We start from the raw sequence: 25489 nt of genomic DNA, 5'->3' as shown, positions 1-25489 counted from the left end.
TTGACGCATGCCAAATAATTCCATAAGTCTGGATATATGGAAACAGAGGAAGCCGTCCTTGCTCTCGCAGCGCTGTCGCAATCAACCCGGCTGGAGGCCTTCCGGACGCTGGTCCGGCACGAACCTGAGGGACTTGCAGCAGGCGACCTCGCCCGCCTGCTCGAAGTGCCGCAGAACACGCTTTCGGCACACTTGTCGATCCTGAGCCGCGCGCGGCTCGTGTCGTCCGAGCGGCGCAGCCGCTCGATCATCTACCGCGCCAATCTCGGCGAGTTTCGCGACGTCGCCGTATTCCTGCTGCGCGATTGCTGCGGCGGACGGCCGGAGGTCTGCGAACCCGTCGTCGAGACGCTGCGATCGTGCTGCGCGCCCAAACGAAAGGAGCGAAGCCGTGCCTAATCAGCACGCCTTCGACCTTCCGCGGCGCCTGGCGGCCGAGGCGCTCGGCACCGGCATGCTCGTCGTCACCGTGGTCGGGTCCGGCATCATGGCGGAAACCCTGACCAGGGATGTGGCGCTTGCGCTGCTCTGCAACACCTTGCCGACCGGGGCCACCCTGGTCGTCCTGATCACGTTGCTCGGTCCGATCTCCGGCGCGCACTTCAATCCGGCCGTCACGCTCGTTTTCACCGGCAAGCGCGAGCTGCCGGTGAACGAGGCCGCTCTCTACGTGTTTGCGCAGATCGCCGGCGGCATCGCGGGAACGCTGGCGGCGCACCTGATGTTCGGACTGCCCCTGCTCGACCTCTCGGCCAAGGTCCGAACCGGAGCACCGCAATGGTTCGCCGAAGCCGTCGCGGCGTTCGGGCTGGTCGCGACAATCCTGGCCGGAATCCGCTTTCAACGCACGGCGATCCCCTGGCTGGTGGGCCTTTACATCACGGCGGCCTATTGGTTCACGGCTTCCACGTCGTTTGCCAACCCTGCGGTGGCCATTGCACGGTCGCTCACCAACACCTTCGCCGGCATTCGCCCTGTCGACCTGCCCGGATTCATCCTTGCCGAACTCTGCGGCGCGTTCGCCGGCATGCTGCTGATGCACTGGCTGCTCGGACCCTCCCGCGCGCCCGCCCCTGTCCCGATTGCGGAGACCACACGATGAGCGTCACGATCTATCACAACCCGGCCTGCGGCACCTCGCGCAACACGCTGGCGATGATCCGGCAGAGCGGCGTCGAGCCTGATATCATCGAATATCTGACGACGCCGCCCTCCCGTGAAAAGCTGGTCGGGCTCATCGCAGCCATGGGCATGACTGCTCGCGCGCTGCTGCGCGAGAAAGGCACGCCCTATCGCGATCTCGGCCTCGATGATCCCAAATGGTCCGATGACGAGCTGATCGACCAGATGCTCGCGCGTCCCATCCTGATCAACCGTCCGATCGTGGTGACGCCGAAGGGCACGCGGCTGTGCCGGCCTTCGGAGGCGGTGATCGATCTCCTGGAAAATCCGGTCGGCCGGTTCGTGAAGGAGGACGGCGAGGTGGTGGAAGCGCGATAGGCGCTTCCGTTTGCGATCAGATCTTCGGAATCTTCGCCTTCTCCACCACGCCGGTCCATTTGGTGATCTCGGTCTCGATCAGCGCCTTCATCTCCTCGGGCGAACTGCCGCGCACCTCGCCGCCGACGGCAGTTTCCAGCCGTTGCTTGAGATCGGGGTCCCTGAGTGCGTCGCGCGTTGCTGCATTGAGCGCAGCGACGATGGCGGGCGGCGTTCCCTTCGGGGCCAGGAGGCCCGCCCAGGTCCGCACGTCGTAGCCCTTGATGCCGGCCTCCTGAACCGTCGGCACGTCGGGCAACAGCGCGGTGCGCACCGGCGAAGTCACCGCAAGTCCGCGGATCGCGCCGCTCTGGATCTGGGGCGCGAGCAGGACGGGGGTGCCGACGATGACCGGAACCTCGCCGCCGAGCAGCGCGGTGATGGATTGGGAATCGCCGCGATACGGTACGTGCAGGATCTCGACGCCTGCGGTCGCGTTCAGCAGCTCGCCGGCGAGGTGATGGGTGCTGCCGAACCCCACCGATCCAAAGCTGAGCGAACCAGGCTTCGCCTTCGCCATGGCGACGAGCTCGCCGAGCGATTTTGCCGGATGGTCGTTACGCACGGCGATGACGAGCGCGTAGTACACCAGCGTGGAGACCATCTCGAAGCTGTCGGCGGGCTGATAGGCGAGGCTCTTGTAGGTCGCCGCGGAAATCGCGTGGGCGCCGGTGACGAGCCCGATCGTGTAACCGTCGGGCGCAGCTTTCGCGATCGCATCCGCAGCGATGTTGCCGCCAGCGCCGGGCTTGGCCTCGACGATGATCGGCTGCCCGAGCCGCTTCGAGAGGCCGTCGGCAATGATGCGCGACAACGTGTCGGCCGCCCCGCCGGCGGCAAAACCGTGCAGCAGGCGGATCGGGCGGGACGGATAATTGTCCGCCGACGCAGGAACGGTCGCGAGACAACCGCCCAGCAGAAAAATGGCCGCAGCAAGCCGCTTCACCCGTCGCATGGATGCTTCCTCCCCTTGATCGTTATGTCGTTGGCCGCAGCGTGTGCGGCGTCGTTCCGTCGAATTCGAATCCGCTAACGAGCGAACTCGGTGCATTCAGGCGAAGGCGCCATGCCCCAGACGTCGCGCGGCAGGCCGACCCAGATCTTGGGCCGCTGCGGACGATCGCGATGCCAGGGCCGCGGCTCGAAATAGCCGAGCGCCTCGTCGGTCATGCGGTCGAGATCGCAAAACAGCTCGACGAGATGCCCGTCGGGATTGCGGTGATAGATCGCGGTGTTGTGCCCGGGGCCGTGGCGAACCGGGCCCCAGAGCACGGGCAGCTTGTGCCGCGCGAGATGGTCGCAGGCCTGATGCATGTGGGCGGGACCGCGCAGCTCGAAAGCGAAATGATGCAGGCCGCGCACGGGTGCGCGGGCAAAGTTCAGCGTGTGGTGTTCGAAGCCGCTGCGCATGAAGACGAAGCGGTCCTCGATCCAGTCGGAGACCCGCAGGCCCATGAAATTGGCATAGAAGTCCGAGGCCGCGTGCGGATCGGGCGTACGAAGGGCGACATGGCCGAGCTTGCTGACGGCAAGCGCACCGATGCGCTCCTGCGCGGGCGTCGGCGTCCAGCCCTGGATCAGCTCGAAGCGTGTCCCCTCGGGATCGCTGAACGACAGCAGCCTGGAGACGCCAGGCAAGGAATCGCTCTGAAGCTCTGGCCGCAGATCGGCTTGCTTGAGCGCAGCGCCGAGCGCCTCGATCTGCACATCGGGAGATATCTCGAAGGCGATGCTCTTCAATTCGGCGTCACCGGGCTCGATCACGAGCGAGAGCTGCTCGGAATCGTTGGCGAGAAAGACGCGGTCACCGTCGCGGCCGACGAGGCCAAGGCCGATCACGGCGCGGTAATAGTCGAGCAGCCGCTCTGGATCGGGCGAGGAAAAGGTGGCGTGCCGCAACCGGGTGAAGCGTGCAATGGGTGCCTGTGTCGTCATCGTCCACCCCTCATGGCGTCATGATGATCTTGCCGAGCGCGGAGCCCTGCTCGAGCAGCGTGTGGGCCTTCCTGACCTCGTCGAGCTTCAGGACCGCCGAAATCGCCGGCCTGATCGCATTCCGGCCCAGGGCATCGATCACACTGCGCATCAGGGCGCGACGCCCGTCGCGATCGTGGTCGTAGATATGAAAGGAGAAGCAGCGCACGGCCGGACAGATATCGAGATGGTTGCGCATCGCCCCCATCAGGTTCTCTTCCGGCAATCCCGCGAAGGCGTTGTACGACAGCAGCGTGCCCCATTTGCCGAGCGCGCCGAGATAGGCGGTGAACTCGGGCCCGCAGACGTGATCGAGCACGAGGCCGACGCCCTCGCCGTTGGTAAGTTCGCGGGTTCGGGCCACCACATCTTCACTCCGATAGAAGATGACATGATCGGCGCCGTTGCTGCGCGCGAACTCCGCCTTCTCTTCGGTCGAGACCGTGCCGATGACATTCATCTGCGCGAGCTTCGCCAGCTGCACCAGCGCCGTGCCGACGCCGCCGGCCGCGCCGATCACCAGCACGCTTTTAGGCGCGCGCGGATGGTTGCACTCGTGCAGCAGCGCGTACGCGACCTGATAGTTCGACAGGCACACCGCCGCTTGCAGATCGACATTGTCGGGCAGCGCGTGAACGGCGTCCGCCGGCGCGACCACATAATCGGCGTAACAGCCGCCGCGTTGGGACAGATCGCGCGCGCTCAGCAAGACCTTCTGGCCGATCGCAAAGCCCTCGACACCGGGGCCGAGCGCCGCGATGCGGCCAGCGACGTCATTGCCGGGATTGGCCGGCAGCGGCGGCATCCATTTGTAGACGCCGCGCCGGATCAGCACGTCGGGCTGGCCGACCCCGAACGCTTCGGCCCGGATCTGCACTTGGCCGGGTCCGGGCACCGGCACGGGAAGCTCGACCAAGTCGAGTGCATCCGGCCCACCCGGCTGACGCACCAGCACCGCTCTCATGATTCAGCCGCCTCCCAAGTCCATATTTTCGAAAATCATACCGTTTGCGAAAATTATTGCAAGATGGTCGTTGGCGCGGCATCTTGGGCCATCGATTCAACGACAGACATCATGCCCGACAGCGCCATCCGCCCCCGCAAGGAATTCGGCAAGACCATTGCTGCCGACATCACGCATCGCTTGCGCGAGGAGATCGTTGCCTGCGCGCTTCCGCCGGGTGAGCCGCTGCGCTTCGACGTGCTGCGCGAACGGTTCGGCGCGAGCTTCACGACGCTGCGCGAGGCGCTGACGGCGCTTGCCGCCGAAGGACTGGTCGATGCGCAGGAGCAGCGCGGATTTCGCGTGGCACCGGTCAGCCGCCAGGATCTGGTGGAGGTCACCGACGCGCGGGTCCTGATCGAGATGGAATTGATCCGCCGCGCGATCGCGCGAGGCGATGACGATTGGGAAATCGCCGTGATCTCGACGCTGCACCGATTGAAGCGGATCGAGCAGCGCGATTCCGAACACCCCTTGCGCGACCCCGAGTGGAAGATCGCCCATCGCCAATTTCACCAGGCGCTGGTGTCCGCCTGCGGCTCGGCGACGCTGCTCGCCATTCGCGCCGAGCTGTTCGATCGCGCCGAGCGCTACCGGCATCTCTCCGCCAATTTCCGGCCGCGCCCGCGCGACAAGGCCGGCGAGCACCAGGCGATCATGCAGGCTGCGATATCCCGCAATGCTGATCTCGCCGTGCAACTGATCGAGGCGCATATCCGCTCGACGTCGGACAATGTGGCGACCTACGCCGGCCACCTGCTCGATACCGAATAGGCCGTAACAGGAATTTCGGACGCGGCGGGCTTGCGTCGCGCCTAATTTTCGAAAATAATACACAAGATCGAAAATTTGAACCTTCGGGGCGAGAAACCATGAAGCTACTGTCATTCTGGGATGGAAATCGGGAAAGCTGGGGCGCCGTTGTCGAAAACGGAATCGTCGATCTCTGCCGCGCCCTGCCCCAGTACCCTGTTCTCGCCGACTTCGTCGGCAGCGATGACTATGCGCGCCGCGAGGCCATCGTCGCCGCACACAAGCCGACGATGGCGCTGAGCGACGTCAAATATCTGCCAGTGATCCCCCGCCCCGAGAAGATCGTCTGCGCCGTGCGCAATTATCTCGACCACCACAACGAGGCGGTCGCGTTCGGCATGAAGCGCGAGATCACCGAATTCCCGCCGATATTCCTGCGGGTCTGGCGCTCCCAGGTGGCGCACAATGCGCCGGTGATCCGGCCGAAAGTCTCGGACAATTTCGACTGGGAGGGCGAGCTCGCCGTCGTCATCGGCAAGGGCGGTCGTCACATCAGCCAGGCCGACGCCTGGAGCCACGTGGCGGGATATTCGATCTACAACGATGTCAGCGTTCGCGACTGGCAGCGCCACGCCCAACAGATCGCTTCCGGCAAGAACTTCGTCGGCACCGGCCCGTTCGGCCCGTGGCTGGTCACGCCCGACGAGATCGGCGACCCGACCAAGCTGAAGCTCGAGACGCGCGTCAACGGCGCGACTGTGCAATCCTCTGACACCTCGATGCTGATCTTCTCGATCCCGCGGCTGATCGAATATTGCTCGACCATCTTCGACCTCGTGCCCGGTGACGTCATCGCCACCGGCACGCCGGCCGGTGTCGGCTTCACGCGCAAGCCCCCGGTCTTCCTCAAGCCGGGCGACGTCGTGGAGGTCGAGATCGAGAACATCGGCGTGCTCCGCAATCCCGTCGTGGACGAGGCATAGCATCGCGCATGTCATACGACATTCGAAAGACCGCGGTCGGCGTCGAGACGATCTGGCACGAGCGCGGCCCGCGGCTGGAGCAGCCGCTGCTGGTCGGCACCGCCGTCGCAGTCATCCGCAATCCCTTCGCCGGTCGCTTTGAATCCGACCTGATGCCGTTTCAGGCGTCCTTGCGCGAGCTCGGGCGCGAGCTGGCGACACGTCTGATCGCGCAGCTCGGCGGCGCAGAGCGCATCGAAGCCTATGGCAAGGGCATCATCGTCGGCGAGGACGGCGAGCTCGAGCATGGCGCGGTCTGGCACGAAGCCGGCGGCCACGGCATGCGCGAGGTGCTGAGCCGATCCAAGGAGCAGCCGAAGGCGATCGTGCCGGCCGCAAAGACCATCGGCGGACCCGGCACGCGCCTGATGGTGCCGCTGGGCCATATCCACGCCGCCTATGTCCGTAGCCATTTCGGCACGGCCGAGATGACGCTGTGGGACGCGCCGCGACGCGACGAGATCGCTTTCGGCCTCGTGATGGCGACGGGCGGCCGCCCGCATGCGCGCATCGGCGGCCTCAAGGCATCGGAGATTTCAGTGCACGACGGGCAGCGCTGACTGACGGGCGTCCACGTTCAGCTATCCGAGCATTCCCTTTAGTCCCGCGTAGATCGAGCCGACGGCGGTTGCGGCGACACCCGCCAGCGGCCCGACGGTCTGCATGAGATCCTGGATCAGGCGGGCGCGGCGGCGCAGCTGCTCCTCGCCGACATGCTGCCCGAGCAGGCGCGCCACCCTGAATGCGAAGGCGTTCGGCTTGCCGCCCTGGGTCAGCACACGCGGCAAGATCTGGAAGATCACAACGCTGAGAATGTTGCCGGAGACGAAGGCGAGCAGGATGCTCGCGCCATATTCGAACACTTCACGCCATTCGATCCAGATCGTCGGAAGGATCGGGACATGATCGTGGATCCCCGTGACCGTCAGCATCGACAGGACGCTGACGGCCGCCGCCAGGAACGCCAGCACGAGCGCCGTCAGGGCGGACACCCGGTGCAACGGATAGGCCACGAAGCCGAACAGCAGCGGTATGACAATCGATGCAATCCGAAGCGGGATCGGGGACACGTTGAAAGTGATGGTCACGAGCACGTGCGCGATCACCAGCAGCAGGGATGGAATGACCACATAGAGCACCGCATGCGTGCCGTAATAGCGCAGCGAATTGTTGTGGCGCTCGAGGCGGACATTGACGCGATCGAGATCGCGCCTGAGCTTGTCCAGGTCGGCAACGATCTCGTCGATCTCGAGCAGGGTCGGCCGCACGACGCGCAGATCCCGCGAGCAGTGCTTGCACGCAATGGCTTCGTCCTTGATGGTCTCGGCGCAGAACGGACATTCCATCGCTAGCGCGACTTCCTTTGCCTCATGATGGTCTCGACCTCGTCCCTGGCCCGCCGCAGTTCATCGCGCAAGTGCTCGCGCTTGCGCAGGAGATCGTCCCGCTCCGCAATCAGCGTCGCGGGAACGGCGATGTCGCGTCCGCAAGACGCGCAAACCAGCGCCCCCTCCGCAGTCCCGGACTGGCAGTAAGGACAACTCACTTGGGCGCGACCTTGAGGGTGAACATGGCCGTGCCCGGCCGGCCATCGCTATCCTTGATGTCGACACGCATCGTGTATTCGCCCGGCGGCAGCTCCGCATCATGCATGTTGATGCCGTCAGGCTGCACGAAGGGCTTGACCCGAGGGGTCAGGTCGACATTCGGCGTCCGGAGGAAGATCACCTTGACGGATTCCGGATCGATCTTGGCCCCGCCATAGGATTGGAATTTCAATACCAGCCGCAGGGGTGAACTCGCGGGGGCGCCCGGCGAGACGAACTCGATCTTGGGGCCGCGCATGATGCCGCGCTGATCGACGGCGACCGCGCCCTTCGGAGGCGGCAGCTGGGCTTCCTCTTCCGTGATCAACGGCGCGGCGCGCGATGATCCCGCAGCCAACAAACCTGCAGCCACAAGGCCCAGTAGAATATTCCGCTTCATTTTCTTCCCCCCTCCTCTTTTCGTCACCGCAAGCCGCCATCGCCGATGATGGTGTAAGGCGCCCAGAACAGCGGATGCGCGTAGGCAAACTCGGTCTTGCCTTCGCCGTTGAGATAACCGGGACCATCGACGAGGGCCATCGTCGCCTGGCGCAGCGCTTCGCTGCGCGACAGCTTGGGATCGTCGGCCTGCCGCTTGAACAGATCCGTCACCAACTGCCGTGCGGACTGCGAATGCACCGACCAGTTCGTCACCAGCAGGGCGCGCGTGCCGGCGTAGAAGAACGCACGGCCGAGCCCGGAGGCCGCCTCGGCCCCTGCGCCCGCACCGGCGCCGGTGTTGCAGGCGGACAGGACGACCCAGTCCGCGTCCAGCTTGAGACCGAGGATCTCTTCCATCGTCAGCAGCCCGTCGCCGCCCTCGCCCGTCACAACCGGCGACGACAAGGCGAGCGCCGGCTGCGTCAGGCCGTTGAGCTCGCCCGGGACCAGGCCGTGGGTGGCAAAGGCCAGGATCCTGAAGCCGGAGAGATTCATGGTCTTCACCGCGCTCTCGGTCGCGCTCTTGCCGAGGAACAGCACCTTGGAGGGATCCGCCTGCAAGACCAGCGCGATCGACTTCAACTCCTCGGCGGTATCGGGAAGCCGAGGCAGGAGACCGAGCTCGGCGCTGTCGACACCGTCGAGCTTGGGACTGTTGCGCCGCTTCAGCGGCCCGCCGCGCGTCATGTTGCCGCCTGCATCGGCGACCTGAATCTTCTCAGCGGTGCCTTCCGCCTCAGCGTGCTGCTCGCTGTTGAAATAGGGATCGCCGAACGCCACGAGATCGCCGCGGCCGGGCTTGCCGGGCGGCAATTGCCGCAGCGTGCGCAACGCTGCCGCCGACGGCACCGTCGACACGGCATGGGTTCGCGCCAGCCACGGCACGTTGCGGTAACCGACGAAGAGCGGATCCTCGTCCGCGGCCACGTCCGCCGGTGCCGTCGGCAACAACGACAGGGGCAGCAGTCCGAGCGCGCCGTTGGTCACGACGATCAGGTTCTTGGCCGGCTTCCAGCCGCTCTCGACGGGCTTGAGCAGCAGCTCGTACAGCTCATGGCCGAGCTTGAGGTCGAAGGGCGGAATGTCCGAGATCATCGCAGCCTGCGGCTCGAGCGCTTCCCGCAGCTTGCGGATCTTGCTCTCGATGTCACCGATCTTGGCCTGGACGGCAGCGAACGCCACCGGCCCCGACTTCGGCACGGCCCAGACGAAACTGCCGTTCTGGCCGAAATAGAACGACAACATCGCCTCGTCGTCGCCGAGCGTTGCGCGGATCTCAGCGACGCTCGGCGGCTTGGGCGAGACGAGATCGGCGTAGATCGGGAATTTCTGCTTGATCTCCTGGCGCGCCTTGTCGCGCTGGCCGCGCAAGGTGGCAATCGAGGCCTGGATTTGTGCAACACCTTTCTCGTCGCGCTCCGCCGCAGGAAGCGCGAGCACGTTGTTGAGCGTGCCGAGCTGGGCGTTGACCTGCTTGGTCAGGTCCTGCTCCTTGCGCACGAGTTCGGCGAGCGCGGGATCCTTTGCCGCCGCACGCGCACTCGAGGCTGCCAATGCCTGCTGCACCGAGCGGCCGCGGACGGCATCGGCCAAGCTGAACGTCTCTTCGCCAACCTCCTTGCCGGCTCCTTCCACCCTGCCGAGCAGCAGCAGATAGCTCTCGACAATGGTCTGCAGCCGCTGGCTGCGCGCGGCCACCACGGTGGTGTTCTCGTCGTCGGCGTTCTCGTTGGCGCTCGCCATCATGACCGGAATGGCGGCCTTGAACTCCCTGATCGCATCGGCATCGCGGCGGGCGCGCATCAATCCAACCGCCAGCGTGCCGCGCGCGGAGGCGGCGTCGAAATGATTTTCGCCGACCCGGGCGATCTGCTTCTTCACGAGCTGCTCGGCGGCGGCAATGCCGGCGTCCAGCTGACCGGCGCCATAGAGCGATAGGATGCGGGACGGATTGAGCTCGAACACCTGGCGACGCTGCGGCTCCCAGCCCGCGACCGCCTTGTCGATCCGCGCAAACATCACGTTCGCTTCGGCGTTCTGACGCCGCAGCGTCAGGATGCCGGCGAGCTGCGACAGCAGTTGCACGGTGGTCTGCGACTCCTCGGGCACACCCACGGTCTTGTTGATCTCGAGGGCGACACGGCCGAGCTTCTCGGCCTCTTCGTAACGGCCCTGGTCGACCAGAATGCCAGCCAGGCCCATGACGTAGCGCGGCGTAACCGAGTTGTACTTGCCGGTATCCTTCAGGCGCGAGAGCAGCGCGCGGCGCGCGTCCACCTCGGCCTCGGCGAGCCGGCCCTGCTTCGCCTTCATGCGCGCCTGGCTCAACACGGTGCCGTCGATCGCCTGCAGCAGAAGCGTCTCGGCCGGCGCACTGTCCGACGCCATGATGGCTTTCGTGCTCGCGCGCTTGCGCAGCTCCCCGTTGCGATAGGCGGCCTCGGCGTCGGCGAACTGCCCGCGCGCCTCGAAGATCACGGCGCGCGTGAGCTCCAGCTCGCCCTCCCAGCTCTGGCCGAACTTCGCATAGGCCGCTCGCCAGTTGGGATGGCCGCTGGTGCGGGCCTCCTGGATCGCGGTCTGGCTGCGGCGGAGATAGGCTTCGGCCTGTGCGATGTCGCCCATCTGGATGAGAACGGCCGCGATCCCGCGGTTCGTCACGAACTGGAATCCCTTGGCGCCCGGCATGCTGGCCGATTCGCGCAAGAGCCTTTGCATGATCTCGAGCGCGCGCTTCGGATCGCCCGCGATCGAGTGCTGCAGAGACTGGAGCTGCAACATCCGCCCCAACAGATTCGGGCCGACGGCGCCGCGCCCGATTTCCACGGCCTTGTCGGCGTCGGTCATCGCTTCGGCGAGCCGGCCGAGCTGCGCGCGTGCATTGGCGCGATCGAAATAGAGCTGGGCGAGATCCTGGCGGGACTCCTTCCCGGTCGGTGCCGCGTCGGCCTCCGACTTCAATTCCGCGATCAGCTTCTCGTCGGGCTTGTCGCCGTCGAGGATGGCCGTGATGTCGGCAATGCTGCGCGGCGGCGCAACGAAGTCCTTCGGCAGCGCCGTGCCTGCCTCGAGCTTGGGTGCGGTTTCCTTGGGAAGTTCGACCGCGACATTGGCGCGGCCATTGGCGGCATTCAGTGCCGCCATCACGCAAGCCCTGACCTGAGGCGTTGCCTTGGCACGGCAGGCTTCGAGATTGGCGCCACCCGCGGGCCCTCCGCCGGCGCGCATGCAGGCCTGCACGATCGGCCTGCCGACGGTCATCCGGCAATTCTCGAGCGCCGCTTCCTTGGTCAGCGCGGCTACGGAGCCGGTCGATCCGAGCAGAATGGCAAAGGCCAACAGGTGGCGGGCGGGAATGTCCAATCGGCTATTGCATGGACGCGCGGCGTCTAAGCTCATCTCGAAGGACCTTTGGGTAAAATGACTTTGAAGAAACGAGACAATCCTATCTGGCCGGCCCGGGAGGACAAGGGGGATCAATGCGGTTCCGGAAGCCTCACAGGCCGGGCTAAGCCCGGCAGAGGGGCCAAGGCTCCGCCGAGGGGCCGGTTCCAGGCTGATGGCGCTGATCGGTTGGGGAACGAGCCGAGGGCGGCGTGCTCAGCCCTTCGAGACCACCGCGCGGCCGTAAGGCGGCTGTCCCGCGACCGGCGGATTGGCGGTCTGGGCGGCCAATTCGCCGATCAGGCGGTCGGCGTCGGCGGCCATGCCGTCGGGCGCCTGGATCACCAGACGCTCCAGCGCCCAGCGGTAGGACGAGACGCGCTGCTCCAGGCACTGCTGTACCCACTGCACGATCAGCGAGTTCTCCTGCATGCGCGCCACCGCGTCGTCCCTCTCACGCGGCGAGAGGGAGGAGACGCGCGCCATGCTGGCATCGCGCTTCCTGTCGAGATCGATGACGCGGATCGCAGAGGCGAAGAACGGCTCGAACCGGGTGATGTCGTTGCGCACGTCCTCGATCAGCAGCGCATAGCGCGAGGCATGCGAGCGGTGCGGCTCGTCGATCAGGGTGCGTCCGTACATGGTGCGGTCGAACACGATCTTCTGCCGCCAGGGCGATGGCAGCGCCTTGTAGTCGCCGAACACGCTCTTCCATGCGGGGCGCGACAGCGGCGGCTCGATCATGGGATAGGCGAGGTCGCGGAGCTGACGCTCCTCGTCGGTGAGCTGAAATTGCGAGGGCCTCAGGCCGACGCTGGCGGTGGCCTCCGCACCCAGCCAGCGGTGCATGTCGTCGCTGCGCATGCTCTCGCGCGTGCGGCCGAAATCTCCGCCGCTACAGGCGCCCAGCATCGCGCCGAGCAGCGCGAGCAGGACGGCCGATAAAAAGGGCCGGATCTGGCGGATGGGCTCCGGCATTGCAAAAACCCGAAATCAGCGGCGACGACGACGGCGCCCCGGCGCTGTGCCCTGCTCCGGCCCGCGATCGCCGCTGGTTTCGTCCGCCTCACGCTCGATACGAATCACGGGAAGGATCACGATCGTTCCCATGTCCGCGCGCGGAGCGACATCCCCCGACGAGCCCACCCGGCGACCGGCCGGAAATTCAATGATGGTCCCCATGTCAGCTCTCTTCGATTGCCGCGCGACCGAACGCGCCCCTGCAACATGTCAAGCATTAAGATCAGTTCATGGTTAACGGGGTGTAAACGCGGCCTCCGGACCGTAAACGAACGGACGTGCCGCGCCGTCCCGCTGCGGCACGACAACGCTCAAATTGCCGGGCCGGCTTCACGCCTCGTTTTCCTTAACGAGGCTTTAAACGAAGCTGCGATAGGCTGGCCGCAAGTGTCTCTCCCGAGTTGCGTACGCTTCCATGACCAAGTCGCTGTTTCCCGGATTCGACGGGCTGATGACCCTCTCCCGTCGCGAAGGCGTCGACGTCCGTCCGACGCTGCTGCGCGTGCTGACAGATCTCTACGTCCAGACGCGCGTCCACAGTGACGACGAACAGCGCCAGTTCATCGAGCTTGCAACGCGGCTGATCGACCAGGTCGACGACGCGACGCGTGCGGCGATCAAGGCCAAGCTCGCGGTCTATCCGCAAACGCCCGTCCCGGTGCTGCAGAAGCTCGGGCTGGTGGCCACCCAGGAAGGCCGCAGGGTTCCGCTCGCGCGCGAAATTCCCTCGCCCGCGCCGGCGCCCACACCGCTGCGCACGCCCACCGAGGCCGAGCAGCGCATCGCGTCGAACATGGCGATGCAGCCAAAGGACGCCGCCGAGATCCACGACATGTTCTTCCGCGCCGCCGCCTCCGAGCGCGCGCTGATCCTGCACAATCTGGCGCAGACCCCGCTGAAGGCCGCGCCGCGGATTCCGACCGTGCGCGCCAAGCGCGCGATCCAGATCCTGGAGATGGCCGCGATCGCGGGCGACGCCGAGAACTTCACCTTCGAGCTCGGCGACAGCCTGATCCTGCCCTCGCGCGTCGCCGCCCAGATCGTCGACGATGCCGGCGGCGAGGCGCTCGCGGTTGCCGCGCGCGCGCTCGACATGCCGAGCCCGGTGTTCCAGCGCATCCTCCTGTTCTTCAGGCCGGAAATCGGGACGTCCGTAAACGAGGTGTACCGGCTGTCGCGGCTCTATGACCGCCTCAGCGATCGCTCGGCGCTGGTGATGCTGGCAGCCTGGCGCGGCTCGACGCTCGCCGTCACCCGCGCCAAGTATGGGTCATCGCTCCATGACGGCGAGCGCCAGCGCGCACGTGCCGGCGCCAGCCAAACGCGGCCGGGAGTGCAGCCCGGCTCTAGCCCGACCGTGCGCACTGGCACCAGTTCGTCGGAGCGTTGACCACCGCGATCGGCGCTATCGTTGAGTGAGACGCGTAAGGCGTCTCGAGCTCGTCATTGCCAATGCGGCGAGCAACACGTTTCTTTCTCGTGCCCCGGACGCAGCGCAGCGCCTCTTCGGCGGTGCGCTGCAGAGCCGGGGCCCATTTCGCCGCATCGCTCATGCCGCTTTCTGGGTCCGGCTCTGCACGGCAACGCTGATGCGTTGCCGCTTGTCCGGGACACGGTCGGCGGCAGTCAGCCCTTCGCCAACTCGAGAAAATGCCGTCCCGCGCGGTCCTCTGTCTCGACGATCCAGGCATCCGGATCAAAGCGGATTTCCTTGCCCAGCCTTTCCTCGATGGTGTGGTCCGGCAAGGGCCGCGGAGCGACCGGCACGAAGAAACGATCGACCGGGCGGCCGTCGTCATAGACCGTCTGCGGCGCGGGCCCATACAGCATCGCATTGCCGTCGAGCAGCGACACTTTGACGAACACCGCGCCCGCCTCCTCGGCCCCGCGGCGGCGCACGGCGCCGAACACGCCTTCGGTTTGGCAGCGGCGCAAGTATGCCGCCACCCAGATGTTGGATTTCAAACGCATGAATCGAACGATAAGCCAGTGGCGCAGTCCGCGCCAGCCGTCGCACGCGCGTGGAAATTATTCGACCGGCCGGCCGATCGCCGCACCGAGCTCGCGCAGCAGCCGGTCGGACACCTGGCCGGTGACCTGCATCTTGTGCTCGCGCTCGAATTTCTGGATCGCGGACTGGGTCTCGGCACTCATCGTGCCCGTGATCTTCAAATTGCCGTAGCCGTATTCGGACAGCGCGCGCTGCACGCCGGCGATGCGTCGCGCGGCCGGGCTCTGCGCCGGAATCGGCGCAGGCGGACGCATGGCGGCGGGTGGCATCGAGGTCGTCGCCTTGACCAGATTGGCCATCGGATCGCTCGCGCGCGTCGAGGCGGTCGCCTCGATGGGTTTTTCCGGCAGCTTCTCGGCGGCACGCTCGGCGGGTTTCGGCTCTGCGCGGAACTCCGTCGCGCGCGGCTCGAGCGGCGAGGTGTCGGCGCCGACAGGGCGCGGACGCGGCAAGGGATTCGACAGCGACGCGGACGACGGCGCGGGAAGATTGATCACCGTGCCGAACATCGGCGCCGGATGCCGGCCGGTCTGAAGGAACAGCGCATTGGCGACGATCGCACCGACCGCGGCGATGGCGACGAGGCCGGCCAGCGTATCCTTGGGACTGTGCAGCAGCACGCGCATCACGAGGTTGCGCTCGGTCTCGACATCGATGACCGCCGCCTTGGCGCCACGACGGCGCGGCGCGGTGTCGTCCTTTGCAGACTTCTTAGGCACTTTTCTTCACCAGAGCGGGTTGGTTCTGAGGTTCCTGGCGCAGCACCGGCGTCAGGGTCGCGATCTTGCTCTCGCCCGCCTTCTCATCGGCGAGCTTGACTTGCGGCGGCGTGTAGACCAGCGGCAGCTTGACGGTGACGGCCGTACCCTCGCCGAGCCTGCTTTGTACCGTCAATTCGCCGAGATGCAACGCCACGAGACTCTTGACGATCGAAAGTCCGAGGCCGGTGCCTTCGTGACGGCGCTGATAGGTCTTGCCGGCCTGGAAGAACGGCGCGCCGATGCGTTCGAGATCGTCGGGCGCGATGCCGACGCCGGTGTCGCTGATGCGTAGCGCGAGCTGCGAACCCGAGACCGCAGCGGTCACGGTGACCTGACCGCCGCGCTCGGTGAACTTGATGGCATTGGCGACGAGGTTGAGCACGATCTGCTTGAACGCCCGGGGATCGCCGGTCATGACCGGCAGGTCCTGCGGCGCATCGGTGATGAGGTCGATGCCGTTCTCCCGCGCCTTCAGCGCCAGCAGATTGCAGCAATGCATCAACGAGGCACGCGGCGCGAACGGCTCCGAGGCGATCTCGAAATTGCCTGATTCCATCTTGGACATGTCCAGGATGCCGTTGACGACCGACAGCAGGTGCTGGCCGGACGCGTTGATGAGCTCGGCGTATTCCTTGCGCTGGGCCGCGCCCAGCATCAGGGTCTGCTCCTGCGCGATCATCTCGGAGAAGCCGATGATGGCGTTGAGCGGCGTGCGCAACTCGTGGCTCATGGTGGCGAGGAAGCGCGTCTTGGCCGCATCGGCCGCCTCGGCGGCGCTGCGGGCCTGATCGAGCGCCTGCTCGGACAGCTTGCGGTCCGTGACATCGCGCATCACGGTGACGACTTCGGCCTCCTGCATGACGTCACGCGCCCTGTCCTGATCGAGCGGGCGGCAGCGCATCTCGACCCAGATGAAGTCGATCTGGCCGCGCTCGGCGCCGGCAGGCTCCCGCCGCAGCCGGAACTCGACGCTGCGCACGTCGCCGCGCGCCGCATCCGACAGAGCGGTGAGATAGGCCGGCCGATCAGCGACGTGGACGCGGTCGAACAGGCCATGGCCGAGCAGTTGCGCGACGGGCATGCCGAGCATGGCCTCCGCAGCCGGCGAGATGAACTGAACCGCGCCATTGCGCTGATGTCGCGAGATGACGTCGCTCATGTTGCGCGCGAGCAGGCGATAGCGCTCCTCCTCGCGCGACAACAGCGCAACGCTGGTGCGCGCGAGCGATTCCGCGCCGAAAGCAAGGCCCGCAGCGTACAGCGTCGCCGACGCCACGCCGAGGGCGATCAGCGCGCTGCGCTCTGCGGCGCTCGGTTCGCTCAGCGGGAGCCAGCCGAAATGGCCGACGAGGATCAGGATGCCGGCACAGGACAGCGCCAGCAGCGAGGCAAAGGCGGTGACGCGGCGCGAGGCCGATAGCGCGGCTTCCAGCGGAACCACCACCAGCCAGACCGCGGCAAAGGATTCGATGCCGCCGGTGGTGACCGCGACCGCCATGATCAGGCCGGCGAGCGCCAGCGACGACAACACGTGGGCGCCTTCATAGCGGCCGGTGCGCGACAGGAACCAGGACAACAGGATCGGCGCGATCAGCCAGGCGAAGGCCGCGACCTCGAGCGCGCTCGGCGCGCCGCGCACGACGAGATAGATCGGGAATGCGGCGAAGGCGGCCAGGCTGCCGAGCAGCCGCGGCGCCATGAAGGCACGATGGCGCGCTCGCGTCAGCGCATCGTAACGCGCGGAGGGATGCAGCAGCGCATCGAGACAATCGCGGATGATACTCAAAACTGTCACGGGTCTCGCGCTTCGGCTCAATCGTCTTTAGAAGACGCGCCGGAACGCCTCCTTGTCGTTGAGCCACCGTGTCAGAGCGACCTTAAACGAGTGCTAAGGCGGGTCGACATGCGGCCCGACACCGCGCCGTCGTGGGGCTTTTTAGACGATTTGGCGACGTCTTCGCTGCGGATGGTGAACACAGGGTTTCACCTCGCGCCACATGGTTTCGAATTGGTGGATGCGGGGCGCCCAGCAGTGTCACGGGCGCGGACGTCAATCGAAAATTTACCGCAGCGTCGATCGCGAAGAATTTTGCGTAAATTTTCGACGAATTAAGCTCAAGGCAATCACTTGCGATTTATCGAGGGTTGCTAGGTCCGACATCCGCGGCGATCGCCGCGAACGGGATCGAACGTACAGGTCGCAAGATGCGCTTTCTGCTCCGCATCACATTCTGGCTCGGGCTGGTGCTGGTGCTCCTGCCGCGGGACAAGACGCCCGAATCGGAGAAGCTGCCGCAGATCGGCGCCGCCGACGCGGTGCAGGCTGCGACTGCAGCCGTCTCCGATGCGACCCAGTTCTGCAAGCGCCAGCCCGCAGCCTGCGAGGTCGGCGGCCAGGCCGCAGCCATCATCGGCCAGCGCGCCCAGGACGGCGCACGCAAGCTCTATCAGATCATCAACGACAAGAAAGAGCAGATCACCAACGAGAAGGTCGACGGCACCAAGACCGATCACAAGAAGGCGCCCGACCATACCGGCTCGATCGCGATGGCCGGCGAAGGCGACATTGCCGCGAGCGAAGCTATGCGGGATACCCTGACCCAGGACGACCTCGCGCTGGAATGGCGTGGTCCTCAGGCGGCGAATTAGAGCGCGTCCTCGCAAGCTTTGGCGATGACCGCGCGGCCCGCCGCTCTTCCTAACGAGAAAGTCTATTGGGCCTTCCGCGGATCATCGGTGGCATTCAGGTAATCGATACCGGTGGGGCCGACGCCGGTGATCTGAAAGATGACCTCTTCGTCTCGTGTTTCGGCGAACTGCCATACCTTGGGTGGGACATGCGAGAACGTGCCCGGGGGAAAAGCCAACAGTTTCGAGCTCTCGGCCTTGTCGCCGATCGCGGAATAGTAGGTTCCGGAAATGATCGTCCGGACCCGCTCGTCCGGATGAGAATGGACAGGCAATCTGAAATTGGCGGGCAGCTTAAGGCGGATCGTAAACAAGCCGGGTTTGGCGGGATTGCCGTGTAGCACAGCTATCTGTGCGCCCTTCGGCATTGAAGCTATTGGATTCCACTTCAGGTCGGCAGGCATGATGCGGGCGTATGCCGGCGACTGATCTTGCGCCTGTAGCGTTCGCGGAGATCCGAGCGGAATCACGAGGACGACAAGGGCGGCCAGCAACTTGAAGGAACGCATCGTTGCACTCCATGCTCGATTGGGCCGCTTCATTCTACGTCAAGTAGCCGGCGTTGGCGATGGCTCCATTCGAACGCTTTGCTCAGCGACCACAGGCTGGCTGTAAGCACGCCGATCGTCGATTCGTGCCCGATCCCTATCGATTTCACGGCTTCGCGTCCCTATATTGGGTGGAAGCGGAACCGTGGGCCAGCATGACGACGATCAACGAAATCAGGGACAATTTCGAGCTTCTGGACGAGTGGGACGACCGCTACCGGTACGTCATCGAGCTCGGCCGAACCCTGGAACCGATGCCGGAGGCCGAGCACTCCGCCGAGAACAAGGTGAACGGCTGCGTCAGCCAGGTCTGGCTCCAGAAGCTGATCGACCGCAGCCATGGTGCACCGATCCTGAAATATCGCGGCGACAGTGACGCGCATATCGTGCGCGGGCTGGTCGCGATCGTGCTCGCGCTCTATTCCGGACGCACACCGCAGGAGATCCTCAATACCGACGCCATCGCGGTGTTCAACGAGTTCGGCTTTCGCGATCATCTGACGCCGCAGCGGTCCAACGGACTGCGCTCGATGGTCGAGCGCATCAAGACCGACGCGAAAGAGGCACTGGCCGAAGCTTCGTAGGGTGGGCAAAGCGGAGCGTGCCCACCATCATAGATTCGATCACCGAGAGATGGTGGGCACGGCACGCAAGCGCGCGCCTTTGCCCACCCTACGAGATTAAGTCCTGAGCTACTTCCGCTTCCGCTGCTGCTGCCCGAGGCCCATCTGCTTGGCCAGCTGCGAGCGGGCTACCGCATAGTTCGGCGCGACCATGGGATAGTCGGCGGGCAGGCCCCATTTCTCGCGATATTGCTCGGGCGTCATGTTGTACTGGGTGCGCAGATGGCGCTTCAGCGACTTGAAGCGCTTGCCGTCTTCCAGGCACACGAGATAATCCGGCGCGATCGACTTCTTGAGCGAGACCGCCGGCTTTGCCGGCTCGAGCGGCGCGGTCTCGGTACGGCCCGACGAGACCCGTACCAAGGCGCCATGCACCTGGCTGATCAGGTTCGGGATCTCGGCCGCAGGCGTCGGATTGTTGCTGAGATAAGCCGACACGATGCCCGCCGTCAGCTCGATGAAATTCTTGCCTCCCGCATCCGACATGCGCCCGCCCTTTCTACGCCTTGCGTCCCACGGGATTGACGACGTCAAAGTATTCCATGTCAAGAACACGTTCGGCTGAACACGACGACTGTCTACGATCGACTGATTACTGCTGAATGGCAGCCCTTTACTTGGGTACTCAGCCGCGCTGGTCGAGATGCGAGCGGAGTTCGTCGATGGAGGCAAAGCGCATCATGCCCTCCGGCATCTGCGCTTCGATCGAGCCGTCGGAATAGAGCGAATAGGCCATGCCGTCGACGACACCGGACTTGAGCACGGTGACGGGCGGCTGCTCGGGCGTGGCTGCGGACTCCGGTGCTGGCGGCGGCGGGGGAGCGGCTTCCTCAAAGGTCGAAGGCGAGCGCGGCGGCGGCGGGGGCCGGCGCGGGCTCACCGGCGGTTCCGTCGGGCGCATGCGCTCCGGCTTCGGCCAGGCATCGTCGAAACTGGCAGGCGGAGCGCCCTGGCCGGCGGGCGGTACGGGTTCGTCGTGAGGCGGCGGCGTCGTGTCCTCGGTGGCCTTCGCCTCCGTGCGCTCCCGCTCCTTGCGCGAGGTCGAGGCGAACAAGAGGTTGCGACGACGCGGCGCTTCCGGCGCCGCAGCAGGCGTTGGTGCTTCCGGAGTCTCGACGCGCGGACGCTCGCGCGCCGCGGCTTCGCTCTGCCACGGCGGCGGACCTGCTGCAGGAGGCGGCGGCGGCGCCGGTTCGATCTTCGCAGACGGCGCAGGCGCTGGCTCGCCAGGCATCGCCAGGCCCGGCAGCACAGGCCTGACACGAACCTCGGACGGCGAACCGGCAGCCAGCCGGCGCGCGATGCCCTTCAGCTCGAGCAACAGGACATGCAGGCCGACCAGTAACAGTCCGGTGCAGACGCCGAGGGTTCCAGAGATTATGAGGGTGCTGCCGAGACTGAATTCCCTGACGGTGTAGCCAAACAGGATCGCAAGGAGGCCCGCCAAAACGGCGAAAATCCCCGCGATCAACAATGCCAAGGTCATCGAACTCACCCCCGGCCGCGCACCCACACGCGACACTCGTCACGCCACGATACCGTCATACGGTGTTCCACGCCAACGACCAATTGGGGGCGCTGTTCCTAAAGAGAAGGAAATCAGGGACTTATTCACATTCCCTTCAGCTACGGCTCACTACAGCTACAACTCTCCAAGTTTCTGAATTTGCTGCGTTGCATCAGGAATTTAGCCATAATGCCCAATTACTTGGTAATGGAACTGCGCTATAGGGAATCCGGGGAGCAGGCCCGCGCGCACCAGTCGGGCCAAGAGGGGATTCCGGGGCGCCAATAGCCATGACATCCATCACGACTTCGGCGATCGACACGCCTCTGCGGCGCTCGGTCGAGCGGACTTGCGACGATCTCGCCATGGTGGTGCTCGCCGCGGTCGCGGTCATCGCAGGCCTGACCTTCCGCGACTACGGCCTCGGCTGGGATGACTACACCCACGCCGAATATGCCGATCTGTTGCTGCGCATGTTCGGTTCCGGCTTCAAGGACACCGCGGCGCTCTCCTTTGCGAACCTCTACATGTATGGCGGCGGCTTCGACATGGTCGCCGCGCTCCTGCACAAGGTCATTCCGCTCGAGCTGTTCGAGACGCGACGACTGGTCGGCGCGATCGTCGGCGTGATCGGGCTCGCGGTGACGTGGCGGCTCGGCCGCCGCGTTGGCGGCCCCCTTGCCGGTCTTGCCTCGCTCCTGCTGCTCGCGCTGTGCCCGATCTTCTACGGCCACATGTTCATGAACCCGAAGGATGCGCCCTTCGCGGTGGCCATGATCGTCCTGATGCTCGGCCTCGTCCGGCTCGCCGAGGAATATCCGCAGCCCTCGCCGCGCACGATCCTGATCGTCGGCCTGGGGGCCGGCCTGTCGCTCGGCTGCCGCGTTCTCGGCGGGCTCGCGCTGGTCTACGCCATGGTCGGCTTCATCCCGCTGTTCTTGGAGGAGCTGCGCAACGAGGGCGCGCGCGAGTCGGTCCGCCGCTTCGCCCATGTCGTCTACGTGCTGCTCCCCGGCCTCGTGGTCGGCTATCTCGTGATGGGGCTGATCTGGCCGTGGTCGATCATGGAGCCCGGCAATCCCTTCGAGGCGCTGACCTACTTCTCGCACTTCTTCGAGAAGCCCTGGAAGGAGATGTTCGACGGCGCGATCGTGTCCGTGCCTGATATGCCCTGGTCCTATCTGCCGACGCTGTTCGCGCTCCAGCTGCCCGAGGTGATGCTGGTGCTGATGGCCGGCGCCATTGTCGGCACCTTCGCACTGCTGCCGCGCCGCCAGGTTCCCGCGCGCCGCAAGACCATCCTGCTGATGCTGACGCTTGCCGCGACCCTGCCGCTCGCAATCGCGATGGTGAAGCGGCCGGCGCTGTACAACGGCATCCGCCATTTCGTCTTCGTGATCCCGCCGATGGCGGTGCTCGGCGGCGTCGCCTTTGCCTGGACCATGGAGCGCCTGCGCGCCAATCACCGCACCTGGCAGCCGGTCGTGCTCGCGACCTTCTGCTTCGGCCTCGCGCTCTCGCTGGCCGAGATGATCCGGCTGCACCCCTATCAGTACACCCACTTCAACCACATCGCTGGCACCGTGCGCGGCGCCGACGATCGCTTCATGCTGGACTATTGGGGCCTGGCGCTGAAGCAGGCCTCCGACGAATTGCGCGAGCAGCTCGTCGAGCGCCAGGAGGTGCCGCCTGCGAACCGCAAATGGAAGGTCGCGGTGTGCGGTCCGCAGCGCCCGGCGCAGGTCGCGCTCGGCCCCGACTTCACCATCGGCTGGGATTCCAACGCGGCCGATTTCGCGATGACGCTTGGCGAGTTCTACTGCAAGGGCCTCACCGCGCCCGTGATGGTCGAGATCAAGCGCGACGACGTGGTGTTCGCCCGCGTCTACGACATCCGCGGCCGCGGCATTTCCAGCCTGCTGTCGATCCCGGCGCCGTAATATCCTTCTCCCGTAGCCTGGATGGAGCGAAGCGCAATCCGCGACCGCTGCTGAGGCGCCCCGCATTGCGCGTTGCTCCATGCGAGCTACGCCGAACTGCCGCGCGCTTTGCCCGCCTTGCCGCCGCACCAGACCGGGACTAGGCTCCCTCCCCGCAACAACGATGTTCGGAGAGATCAGCCATGTCGCCAGCGGAAGCTCGCCTGAAGGAAGTGCCGTCGAACATGACGGAGGCGGAGTGGCAGCAACGGGTCAATCTCGCCGCCTGCTATCGCCTCGTCGCGCTGTACGGCTGGGACGATTTGGTCGACACCCATATCTCCGCACGTGTCCCCGGCCCCGACCATCACTTCCTCATCAATCCCTATGGGCTGATGTTCGACGAGATCACGGCCTCCAGCCTCGTCAAGGTCGATTTGCACGGCAACCAGCTCACTGAGAGCGAATACAGCATCAACCCGGCCGGCTTCACCATCCATTCGGCGATCCACGAGGTGCGCGAGGACGCGATCTGCGTGCTGCATCTCCACACCCTCGACGGCACCGCGGTATCAAGCAGCGCGGAAGGGCTGCTCCCGCTCAACCAGACCGCCCAGCTCGTCACCCACGATCTCGCCTATCACGACTATGAGGGCATCGCGCTGGACCACGACGAACGGCCGCGGCTCCAGAAGGACCTCGGCGACCATAACCACATGCTCCTGCGCAACCACGGCACCCTGACCGTCGGCCGCTCAGTCGCCTCCGCCTTCGAGCGCATGTATCACCTGGAGCGCGCCTGCTCGATGCAGGTGCGCACGCGCGCGCTGGGCACGCCGGTCTATCCGGTCGAGGAGATCGCGATCGAGAAGAACACCGAGCTGCTCGCCAATCGCGACCGCGCCGAGCTGCGCGCCACCACGCTGGTGTGGCCGCCGCTGCTGCGCAAGCTCGACCGCGAGCTACCGGGCTACAGGTCTTGAGATTTTCGGGGTTTGGTGTAGGGTAACGCCCAACGAACCTCTACGCCTTTTGGAATGAAACGCCGCCCAATCCCGGGCGGCGTTTTTGTTGCGCGGGCTCATCCGTCATTGCGAGGAGCTCTTGCGACGAAGCAATCCAGCTGGTTCCGCGGATGGATTCTGATTGCTTCGCTGCGCGCGCAATGACGGGGATGGAATCTTCGTAAGCCCAAGGTCTCGTAGGGTGGGCGAAGGCGCTCAGCGCCGTGCCCACCATCTTGCGGCTTGCGCGGGAAAATGGTGGGCACGCTGCGCTTTGCCCACCCTACGGCACCGTGCCTACTTCACCTCCGCCAACGCGGCGAGGATTCTCGCCCAGGAGCGAATGCCCTTCTGGAAGCTGCGCAGGTCGTATTTCTCGTTCGGCGAGTGGATGTTGTCGTCGTCCAGTCCAAAACCGACCAGCAGCGAGTCGAGGCCGAGCGTGCGCTTGAAATCGGAGACGATCGGGATCGAAGCGCCCGAGCCCATCAGCACGGTCTCCTTGCCCCATTCCTCCGTCAGCGCCTTGCTGGCGGCGGCAAGCGGCTTCATGTTCCAGTCGAGCGCGATCGCGGACCCGGCCGAGTGGTCGCCGAACTCGACCTTGCAATCTGCCGGAATGCGCGCGGACACATAGTCGCGGAAGGCCTTGCGGATCTTGTGGGGATCCTGGCCCTGCACGAGGCGGAACGAGACCTTCGCCGAAGCATGCGACGGGATCACGGTCTTGGAGCCTTCGCCGATATAGCCGCCCCAGATGCCGTTGACGTCGCAGGTCGGACGCGTCGAGGCCTGCTCGACCAGCAGCCTGCCCTTCTCGCCAGCCGGGAGCGACAGCCCGACCGGCTTGAGGAACGTCTCGGGCGTGAAGGCGAGCTTCTTCCACTGCTCCAGGACGGCGGGCGGCGTATCCTTCACGTTGTCATAGAAGCCGGGAATGGTGATGCGGTTGTCGTCGTCGAACAGGCCGCCCAGAATCTTCGTCAGCAGGCGGATCGGATTCATCGCCGTGCCGCCGAACACGCCGGAATGCAGATCGCGATTGGCGGCGGTGATCTTCAGCTCCTCATAGAGCAGGCCGCGCAGCGAGGTGGTGATCGCCGGGGTGTCGCGATCCCACATGCCGGTGTCGCAGACCAGCACGTAGTCGGTCTTGAACTCGTCCTTGTTGGCCTCGATGAACGGCACGAAATTCTTCGAGCCGACCTCCTCCTCGCCTTCGATCAGGAAGGTGACGTCGATCGGCAGCGAGCCCGTCACCTTCTTCCAGGCGCGGCAGGCCTCGACGAAGGTCATGACCTGGCCCTTGTCGTCCTCGGCGCCGCGCGCGACGATGATCTTGCGGCCATCGGCATGATCCGTGACGACAGGCTCGAACGGCGGACGGTGCCAGAGATCGAGCGGATCGACCGGCTGCACGTCGTAATGGCCGTAGAACAGCACATGCGGCCGTCCGCCTGCAGCGGTCTTGCCGACCACGGCGGGGTGGCCGGCGGTCGGCCTCACCTCGGCGGCGACACCGAGGCTTGCAATGTCCCTGGCGAGATGCTCGGCCGCCGCCTTGCAATCGGCGGCGAAGGCCGGATCGGCCGAGATCGACTTGATCCGCAGCAGCGAGAACAGGCGCTCGAGGCTATTGTCGAAATCCTTGTCGATGTGGTCGAGCACGGATTGAAGCTGCGCATTGGCCATGGTCGAATTCCCGA

At 65.5% G+C, this 25489-nt stretch carries 26 protein-coding genes; 11 read left to right on the top strand and 15 right to left on the bottom strand.

From position 1 onward, the window contains the following. Window positions 1-36 precede the first annotated feature (36 nt). From BCCGELA001_RS13915 to arsC, 3 genes are read left to right on the top strand one after another with little or no spacing between them, the layout of a single operon-like run. Window positions 37-399 (top strand): ArsR/SmtB family transcription factor, encoded by a 363-nt coding sequence (locus BCCGELA001_RS13915; RefSeq protein WP_008553640.1) that lies wholly within the window; start codon window positions 37-39, stop codon window positions 397-399. A 55-nt stretch (window positions 400-454) separates the two neighbouring features. Continuing rightward, the gene (locus BCCGELA001_RS13910; RefSeq protein WP_060737644.1) at window positions 455-1102 is read left to right on the top strand and encodes an aquaporin; all 648 of its coding nucleotides are present in this window, start codon (window positions 455-457) and stop codon (window positions 1100-1102) included. Next, complete coding sequence (gene arsC / locus BCCGELA001_RS13905) at window positions 1099-1500, top strand: arsenate reductase (glutaredoxin) (RefSeq protein WP_060735567.1); 402 nt, start codon at window positions 1099-1101, stop codon at window positions 1498-1500. The genes BCCGELA001_RS13910 and arsC overlap by 4 nt, the downstream gene beginning before the upstream one ends. 16 nt (window positions 1501-1516) lie before the next feature. Here the strand turns inward: arsC and BCCGELA001_RS13900 are convergent, their stop codons facing one another. The 3 genes from BCCGELA001_RS13900 to BCCGELA001_RS13890 form a co-directional block, all read right to left on the bottom strand. Then, window positions 1517-2494, bottom strand: a complete 978-nt coding sequence (locus tag BCCGELA001_RS13900) for a tripartite tricarboxylate transporter substrate binding protein (RefSeq protein WP_060735566.1) — start codon at window positions 2492-2494, stop codon at window positions 1517-1519. Between the two features lie 74 nt (window positions 2495-2568). Further along, entirely contained in the window at window positions 2569-3474 is a 906-nt protein-coding gene (locus BCCGELA001_RS13895; protein WP_060735565.1) for a VOC family protein, read from the bottom strand. A gap of 10 nt (window positions 3475-3484) precedes the next feature. After that, on the bottom strand, window positions 3485-4477 hold the full coding sequence (locus tag BCCGELA001_RS13890) for a zinc-dependent alcohol dehydrogenase family protein (RefSeq protein ID WP_060735564.1): 993 nt from the start codon (window positions 4475-4477) through the stop codon (window positions 3485-3487). A gap of 111 nt (window positions 4478-4588) precedes the next feature. Between BCCGELA001_RS13890 and BCCGELA001_RS13885 the strand changes: the two genes are divergently transcribed. The 3 genes from BCCGELA001_RS13885 (at window position 4589) to BCCGELA001_RS13875 (ending at window position 6851) form a co-directional block, all read left to right on the top strand. After that, entirely contained in the window at window positions 4589-5290 is a 702-nt protein-coding gene (locus BCCGELA001_RS13885; RefSeq protein ID WP_060737643.1) for a GntR family transcriptional regulator, read from the top strand. Between the two features lie 98 nt (window positions 5291-5388). Further along, entirely contained in the window at window positions 5389-6252 is an 864-nt protein-coding gene (locus BCCGELA001_RS13880; protein ID WP_008553620.1) for a fumarylacetoacetate hydrolase family protein, read from the top strand. 8 nt (window positions 6253-6260) lie between these two features. Further along, the gene (locus tag BCCGELA001_RS13875; protein WP_060735563.1) at window positions 6261-6851 is read left to right on the top strand and encodes an amino acid synthesis family protein; all 591 of its coding nucleotides are present in this window, start codon (window positions 6261-6263) and stop codon (window positions 6849-6851) included. A gap of 21 nt (window positions 6852-6872) precedes the next feature. On the opposite strand, the gene BCCGELA001_RS13870 is transcribed toward BCCGELA001_RS13875, so the two are convergent. From BCCGELA001_RS13870 to BCCGELA001_RS13845, 5 genes are all read right to left on the bottom strand, one after another. Then, entirely contained in the window at window positions 6873-7637 is a 765-nt protein-coding gene (locus BCCGELA001_RS13870) for a hypothetical protein (RefSeq protein WP_008553607.1), read from the bottom strand. 196 nt (window positions 7638-7833) lie between these two features. Further along, on the bottom strand, window positions 7834-8277 hold the full coding sequence (locus tag BCCGELA001_RS13860) for a hypothetical protein (RefSeq protein ID WP_060735562.1): 444 nt from the start codon (window positions 8275-8277) through the stop codon (window positions 7834-7836). Between the two features lie 23 nt (window positions 8278-8300). Then, on the bottom strand, window positions 8301-11717 hold the full coding sequence (locus BCCGELA001_RS13855) for a CHAT domain-containing tetratricopeptide repeat protein (protein ID WP_060735561.1): 3417 nt from the start codon (window positions 11715-11717) through the stop codon (window positions 8301-8303). A gap of 201 nt (window positions 11718-11918) precedes the next feature. After that, window positions 11919-12680 carry a hypothetical protein gene (locus tag BCCGELA001_RS13850; RefSeq protein ID WP_060735560.1) on the bottom strand — a complete coding sequence of 254 codons (762 nt, stop codon included), beginning with the start codon at window positions 12678-12680 and terminating at the stop codon, window positions 11919-11921. 15 nt (window positions 12681-12695) lie between these two features. Then, window positions 12696-12884 (bottom strand): hypothetical protein, encoded by a 189-nt coding sequence (locus BCCGELA001_RS13845; RefSeq protein ID WP_008553585.1) that lies wholly within the window; start codon window positions 12882-12884, stop codon window positions 12696-12698. Window positions 12885-13137: 253 nt separating this feature from the next. Here BCCGELA001_RS13845 and BCCGELA001_RS13840 point away from each other — a divergent pair, with 253 nt between their 5' ends. Then, entirely contained in the window at window positions 13138-14112 is a 975-nt protein-coding gene (locus BCCGELA001_RS13840; RefSeq protein ID WP_008553583.1) for a DUF2336 domain-containing protein, read from the top strand. Window positions 14113-14348: 236 nt separating this feature from the next. Here BCCGELA001_RS13840 and BCCGELA001_RS13835 read toward each other — a convergent pair whose 3' ends face one another. From BCCGELA001_RS13835 to BCCGELA001_RS13825, 3 genes are read right to left on the bottom strand one after another with little or no spacing between them, the layout of a single operon-like run. Beyond that, window positions 14349-14693 carry a DUF1491 family protein gene (locus BCCGELA001_RS13835; protein ID WP_008553573.1) on the bottom strand — a complete coding sequence of 115 codons (345 nt, stop codon included), beginning with the start codon at window positions 14691-14693 and terminating at the stop codon, window positions 14349-14351. 57 nt (window positions 14694-14750) lie between these two features. Then, window positions 14751-15452 (bottom strand): peptidoglycan-binding domain-containing protein, encoded by a 702-nt coding sequence (locus BCCGELA001_RS13830; protein ID WP_060735559.1) that lies wholly within the window; start codon window positions 15450-15452, stop codon window positions 14751-14753. Next, a complete protein-coding gene (locus BCCGELA001_RS13825; protein WP_060735558.1) occupies window positions 15445-17289 on the bottom strand; it encodes a PAS domain-containing sensor histidine kinase in 1845 nt (614 codons plus the stop codon). The genes BCCGELA001_RS13830 and BCCGELA001_RS13825 overlap by 8 nt, the downstream gene beginning before the upstream one ends. A gap of 410 nt (window positions 17290-17699) precedes the next feature. On the opposite strand from BCCGELA001_RS13825, the gene BCCGELA001_RS13820 reads away from it, so the two are divergent. Then, the gene (locus tag BCCGELA001_RS13820; protein WP_060735557.1) at window positions 17700-18143 is read left to right on the top strand and encodes a DUF5330 domain-containing protein; all 444 of its coding nucleotides are present in this window, start codon (window positions 17700-17702) and stop codon (window positions 18141-18143) included. Window positions 18144-18205: 62 nt separating this feature from the next. Here BCCGELA001_RS13820 and BCCGELA001_RS13815 read toward each other — a convergent pair whose 3' ends face one another. Then, on the bottom strand, window positions 18206-18691 hold the full coding sequence (locus BCCGELA001_RS13815; protein ID WP_008553552.1) for a cupin domain-containing protein: 486 nt from the start codon (window positions 18689-18691) through the stop codon (window positions 18206-18208). A 194-nt stretch (window positions 18692-18885) separates the two neighbouring features. Here BCCGELA001_RS13815 and BCCGELA001_RS13810 point away from each other — a divergent pair, with 194 nt between their 5' ends. After that, entirely contained in the window at window positions 18886-19314 is a 429-nt protein-coding gene (locus BCCGELA001_RS13810; protein WP_060735556.1) for a SufE family protein, read from the top strand. A gap of 108 nt (window positions 19315-19422) precedes the next feature. On the opposite strand, the gene BCCGELA001_RS13805 is transcribed toward BCCGELA001_RS13810, so the two are convergent. Both BCCGELA001_RS13805 and BCCGELA001_RS13800 read right to left on the bottom strand, forming a co-directional pair. Continuing rightward, the gene (locus BCCGELA001_RS13805) at window positions 19423-19839 is read right to left on the bottom strand and encodes a MucR family transcriptional regulator (RefSeq protein WP_008553547.1); all 417 of its coding nucleotides are present in this window, start codon (window positions 19837-19839) and stop codon (window positions 19423-19425) included. Window positions 19840-19978: 139 nt separating this feature from the next. Next, on the bottom strand, window positions 19979-20839 hold the full coding sequence (locus BCCGELA001_RS13800) for a hypothetical protein (protein ID WP_060735555.1): 861 nt from the start codon (window positions 20837-20839) through the stop codon (window positions 19979-19981). Between the two features lie 311 nt (window positions 20840-21150). Between BCCGELA001_RS13800 and BCCGELA001_RS13795 the strand changes: the two genes are divergently transcribed. Then, a complete protein-coding gene (locus tag BCCGELA001_RS13795) occupies window positions 21151-22800 on the top strand; it encodes a glycosyltransferase family 39 protein (RefSeq protein ID WP_060735554.1) in 1650 nt (549 codons plus the stop codon). A 182-nt stretch (window positions 22801-22982) separates the two neighbouring features. Beyond that, entirely contained in the window at window positions 22983-23762 is a 780-nt protein-coding gene (locus BCCGELA001_RS13790) for a class II aldolase/adducin family protein (protein WP_008553529.1), read from the top strand. A gap of 318 nt (window positions 23763-24080) precedes the next feature. Here the strand turns inward: BCCGELA001_RS13790 and BCCGELA001_RS13785 are convergent, their stop codons facing one another. Further along, window positions 24081-25475: a M20/M25/M40 family metallo-hydrolase gene (locus tag BCCGELA001_RS13785; protein WP_060735553.1), complete on the bottom strand. Its 1395-nt coding sequence runs from the start codon at window positions 25473-25475 to the stop codon at window positions 24081-24083. Window positions 25476-25489 lie beyond the last annotated feature (14 nt).

Source organism: Bradyrhizobium sp. CCGE-LA001, from assembly GCF_000296215.2.
In the GTDB taxonomy this organism is placed as follows: Bacteria; Pseudomonadota; Alphaproteobacteria; order Rhizobiales; family Xanthobacteraceae; genus Bradyrhizobium.
This window is presented reverse-complemented; position numbering and strand designations above follow the sequence as displayed.